The following is a 5,021-nucleotide window of genomic DNA, read 5'->3' as shown; positions in this document are numbered from 1 at the left end:
CCGCACCCGCACCCGCACCTGCACCAGTGCCAGTAATGGAAGCCCCCGCACCCGCACCCGCACCCGCACCAGTGCCAGCAGTGGAAGCCTCCGCACCCGCACCCGAACCTGCACCCGCACCAGTGCCAGCAGTGGAAGCCTCCGCACCCGCACCCGAACCCGCACCCGCACCCGAACCCGCACCCGCACCAACTCCTGAACCTGTTGCAGTACCATCGCCTGCCAGAACTCAATTACAGCAGATCACAGGCTGGTTAGTTCACGTCCAAAGTGACAGAGAAATTGAGTTACCGCCCAATCTGTCTGTGATTCATATTGGCAAGCCTAATGACCGTATTCCTCCTGATATAGATGTTTCAGGATTTGCCAACTCTGAAATCGTTTCACGGGTACACGCAGATATTCGCGTTGAGGGAGACGCTTTCTATATAGAAGATGTAGGTAGTTCTAATGGTACTTACATTAACAATTTGCCCTTGTTACCAGGTAACAGACACCGCCTCAGACCAGGCGATCGCATCAGTCTGGGTAAAGGTGATTTGGTAACATTCCTTTTTAAACTCGCATAATTCAATTAGGGACTGGGGACTAATCAATTCAAAATACCCTACGGGTGAATCCTACGGATACGCTGCGCGTTCTCTACGAGACGCTACGCGAACGCGTAGCGTCTCTGTTCGCGGAGCGTCCCGTAGGGAAAGAGAAGCAAGCTACAAAATTCAAAATTCAAAATTAAAGAATTTTGGATAAAAAATCTCCCCTGCTCCCCCCACTCCCCACTCTCCTGCTCCCTACTCCCTCAGATGAGCAGATTGTGGTTTTCCCCAAAGAATACGCTCTTGCTTATAAATAGCAATTCCCGGTTTAGCACCTTTGGGTTTATAAACATATTTTGGTTGCGTGTAAACTACCGGTACTTGCTCACTCTGACGAGCGCGACTGTAGTAAGCAGCTAGATTAGCAACAAATTGCAAATCACTGGCTTCTGGAACAGCACCAGGTTCTAAGCGCAACAAAACATGGCTACCAGGAATCTCTTGAGCATGAAACCATAAGTCATAATCTCCGGCTACCCGAAAGGTTAATTGATCATTCTGGCGATTATTACGACCAATTAACACTTGAAAGCCGTTAGGTGTAGAGTAGTTATGAAAGTTAGTGCTGGGTGTTTCATTAGCACTACGACGATAATCTAATTCTTCTAAATATTTTTGTCCAATTAATTCGTCGCGGATTTCTTCTAGGGCTTGTAAATCTTCTGCTGTTTGGTAATTTTCTATTTGTGACAGGGCTGCTTCTACTTGCTCTAGGTAATTAATTTCTGCTTGTACTTCTTCCAGTAGTGGTTCGACAGCTGCACGAGCGCGTTTGAGTTTTTGGTGCTGCTTGTACAGGTTTTGCGCGTTTTGAACTGCGTTTTTATCTGGCTGTAGGGCGATCGCTACTGGTTCACCTGTCTCAAAATCCGGTAGGATAATTTCTGTCATCCCCGCTTCCCAGGTTTGCAAGTGAGCCATCAATAAATCAGCTTTTTGGCGATACTCATCAGCTTGATCGGATTGCTGCAAGCGATCGCTAAAAGTCCGGGCTTTATTCCGCAACTTAGCCAGAATATTACTCAATTTCTGAGTCAGTTGATGCCGCAGTTGCGTAAATATCTGCTGGTTGAATTGCCCAGTGTAATACTCATTAATTAATGTTTGAATATTTTGAACTGGTGCAACCGCACCCCAACCCATCACGGTATACCCCTGTTTTGTCCAAGCTGGCTGAAAATTCTTCTGCTCTAAAGCTTGTAGCCATTCTTGCCAACATTCAAATAACCTTTGCCAGTCTTCGGCAGTTAAAGCATCGGTATTTGTCTCTGGTGCGATATTCGCCGCCAGCAACATAGACTCTACTAACATCGCACTTAAACCGCTATAGCTTTTGAGCAATTGCCGTTTAATTGCTCCTGTAACTAAGCTAACCCGTTCTTGCCAACGTGCTGGCGATTCACTTAAACTAGGCACTGGGCCAGTCAGTTTTGGCGGTATTTCATAAGGTTGTCCCGTTTGGATAGGGCGCACACTAGACTGTTGCTGACTGACTTGATGAGCCGCAGTAATAATCTGATTATTCGCATCGGTAAGGATGACATTGCTGTATTTGCCCATAATTTCGACGTAGAGGTGATACAGCGCACTCTCACCAGGACGACGGGCAAATTGTAAATCTATCACACGTTCCCAAGGGGCGATCGCCTCAATTGTCACCAAGGCTAAACCACCCAACTGGTGTATTAACTGTTGACTAAAAGTAAAGGTATCCGGTGTGCGTGGTGGTGGATTACCAATACAAATGTGTGCCGCTTGAGGATGCCAAGAAATCTCTAGCCAACCTCTTTGTTTCAAGGTACGTAATGCTATAGCAATAGTATAGCGATCGCGCTGATAAACTTGCTCTAACCGTGACGGTATCCATTCAGCCGACAATTCGCTACAAGTAGCTGTGAGGGTGGTAAAATCAACTGGTTGCACGACAATTATCTAGTAAGTCTTTGCCCTTCTCAGGTCGATGCTCAGTATACAATATACTACTTGGCTAGTTTGCCTCAACCCTTGATTTAACTTTTATGTTATTATCAATTGTTCAACTCCCCAGGCTGGATTCGAACCAGCGACCAATCGATTAACAGTCGATCGCTCTACCGCTGAGCTACTGAGGAACGCTTGCGCTCACGATTAATAATATTAGCGAAGTTTTTAGGAAATGGCAAGTCTTTTTCCAAAAATTTTTTTGTCGGTGCTGAAATTCCACAATCTCACAGCCAAAAACCGCTCTCTGATTAGATTAGAGAATTTTTGGATGTGTATGGCTATTTTAAGCCCATGCGTAATTCAGCCAGCCGTTGCCTTGCTTTAGCATCAATGGCACTAGCTAGAAACCGACTGGAAGATTGTTTGCGTTGTTGATATTTTTTTCGCGCCCGACAAACAGTAGCTTCTACTTCCCAACAGAGTTGTTGAGCGGATAACCATTCAGCCCCGTATCCCTGTACCGTCAACTGCTGTGCGCGATCTGACGTAGCTACAATCACGCGAGAAATGCGAGATTGTGCAATGTGAGGGCGCAAAGATGCACAGATTTTTTCAATATAGGTATCTGCTGTTTGCCCGAAATCAGTGTAATGAACTGAAAGCAGTTCTGTAATCACTTCTCTATTACTAGCCGTATTTTGATAGTGGGCATCAAAAACTATTTGAGTTTCATAAGCTTGAAATGCGCTGTAACTTGTCATCGCTTCTACAAGTTCCCAGCGAGCAGCTTCTAATCCAGCACTATCACGGGTTTTTTTCAGGCAAGACCAACTGCCAATTATATTGTAGCCGTCTACCAATAAAACGGCTTTTGGTAAGGGACGGGGCATGGTTTTTAATCACAATTTTCTAGAGTTAACAAAATCCATTCATAAGTTTTATAGTAATTGAAGCATTGCTTGTAACACTATGTTACAAACACTAAAATCATCAGATTTGATGGCAAAGTTGACGAGCAGAAAGCCCCATCAAAAGTAAACGCGCCTGTTTTTGGCGCGTCGCAGTTGTCAAAAATTATTAATAAATTGGGAATTGGGCATCGGGAATTGGGCATAGTGCATCAAACAAGTCAAAAGTCAAGAATTTTGACTTTTGAATTGATGTGTCCCCAGTCCCCAGTCCCTATTCCCTATTCCCTGCCATCAAGCGTTGTTTAAGACGCTGAGGTTCACCTTGATCCACGAGTAGACCTTTTTCGAGCAGAAAAGCACCATCGCAATAATTCAACTCGTCGAATCGGTGTGTCACCCACAAAGCTGTGATTCCCCGGCTTTTCACTAGGCTGCGGACACTAGCTACTAAGTCCAGTTGGCTATCTGGATCGAGTAAAGCTGTGGGTTCATCTAATAATAAGATTTCACAATGACGAGCGATCGCACCTGCTATAGCTACCCGTTGTTTTTGTCCCCCACTCAGGGCGTAAATTGGGCGCAGTTGCAAGGCACTTAAATTAACAGCTTCTAAAGCCTCTTTAACTCTCGCTCTCACTGTAGCCGTTGGCAGCTTTTCCTCCACCAAACCAAACGCCACATCCGCGCCCACAGTTGGCATCACCAATTGATGATCAGGATTTTGAAACACAAAACCCACAGGATGCAAAACCCGAATTTCTCCCGACTGGGGAGCTAAAAGCCCCGCCAACAGTCGGAGTAACGTAGATTTGCCACTGCCATTAGTACCCAACAGCATCCAAAATTCCCCCCTGGGTACTTCCAAAGAGCAAGATTGAATTGCTGGCTCACCATTAGGCCAACTGAACTTTAAATCCTTAACTACAATGCCCGCTTGCGCCATGAATACACCTTGGTTTACTCACCAGCTAAGGCGAAAAAGCCCGGTGGTCTGCCACCAGCCGCACTGACACCATCTTTCTCCGCAATCTGCACTCCAGAAATCTCACTCGCACGAACAGCGATTTTTTTCTCTGTCTTGCCTTCACACTTGAGTTCTACAATGTCAGGATTTCCCGAACGCATTGCCGCCAAAATTAGCTGATAGACAGCTTCCGCGTCTTCTGCTGTCTTACGTTGTACTGATACAGGGAAAGCAGTATTTCTGATGCTTAAGTCAATGGTAAACATTTAGCAGTAACTACATATAACTGTAGGACTCATTTTAACGTTAGGGACATGGGGAATGGGGAATTGGTCATTAGTCATTAGTCATTGGTCATTAGTCATTAGTTTTTCTCCTCCTCATCTCCCTCATCTCCCTCATCCCCCTCATCCTCAATCCCCAGTCCCCAGCCCCTCTGTATAGAAAAATTAAAATTCTTCCTAATAGCCCCTGGAAAAATTAGCGATTTGCACCTAGAATTATTAAAGTCGGTAAAAAATTGTAAACTAGGTTGACAACCTAGTTCACTTTCTGTTTACAGATGGCTATACAAATGGCCAGTTGTTAAACAGTGACGTAATTATAAAAATTTGGAGATTTGCTCTA

The 5,021-nt window shown here is 45.1% G+C and carries 5 protein-coding genes and 1 tRNA gene; 1 reads left to right on the top strand and 5 read right to left on the bottom strand.

What is annotated here, in order from left to right:
* A partial coding sequence (locus tag A3775_RS22305) for an FHA domain-containing protein (protein WP_231867058.1) occupies positions 1–569 on the top strand: 569 nt, incomplete at its 5' end.
* A 222-nt stretch (positions 570–791) separates the two neighbouring features.
* On the opposite strand, the gene A3775_RS22300 is transcribed toward A3775_RS22305, so the two are convergent.
* The 5 genes from A3775_RS22300 to A3775_RS22280 all read right to left on the bottom strand — a co-directional run bounded on the left by A3775_RS22300 (position 792) and on the right by A3775_RS22280 (position 4,660).
* Positions 792–2,519 carry an NFACT family protein gene (locus A3775_RS22300; protein ID WP_066384135.1) on the bottom strand — a complete coding sequence of 576 codons (1,728 nt, stop codon included), beginning with the start codon at positions 2,517–2,519 and terminating at the stop codon, positions 792–794.
* Positions 2,520–2,635: 116 nt separating this feature from the next.
* Positions 2,636–2,707, bottom strand: a tRNA-Asn gene (locus A3775_RS22295).
* Between the two features lie 150 nt (positions 2,708–2,857).
* Complete coding sequence (locus A3775_RS22290; protein WP_066384137.1) at positions 2,858–3,409, bottom strand: NYN domain-containing protein; 552 nt, start codon at positions 3,407–3,409, stop codon at positions 2,858–2,860.
* 292 nt (positions 3,410–3,701) lie between these two features.
* Positions 3,702–4,373 carry an ABC transporter ATP-binding protein gene (locus A3775_RS22285; RefSeq protein WP_066384140.1) on the bottom strand — a complete coding sequence of 224 codons (672 nt, stop codon included), beginning with the start codon at positions 4,371–4,373 and terminating at the stop codon, positions 3,702–3,704.
* A gap of 14 nt (positions 4,374–4,387) precedes the next feature.
* On the bottom strand, positions 4,388–4,660 hold the full coding sequence (locus A3775_RS22280; protein ID WP_066384141.1) for a hypothetical protein: 273 nt from the start codon (positions 4,658–4,660) through the stop codon (positions 4,388–4,390).
* Positions 4,661–5,021: the final 361 nt, after the last annotated feature.

It is taken from the genome of Anabaena sp. 4-3 (assembly GCF_001597745.1).
In the GTDB taxonomy this organism is placed as follows: domain Bacteria; phylum Cyanobacteriota; class Cyanobacteriia; order Cyanobacteriales; family Nostocaceae; genus Trichormus.
The sequence above is the reverse complement of the archived record's forward strand: the minus strand, read 5'-3'. Positions and strand labels throughout refer to the sequence as shown.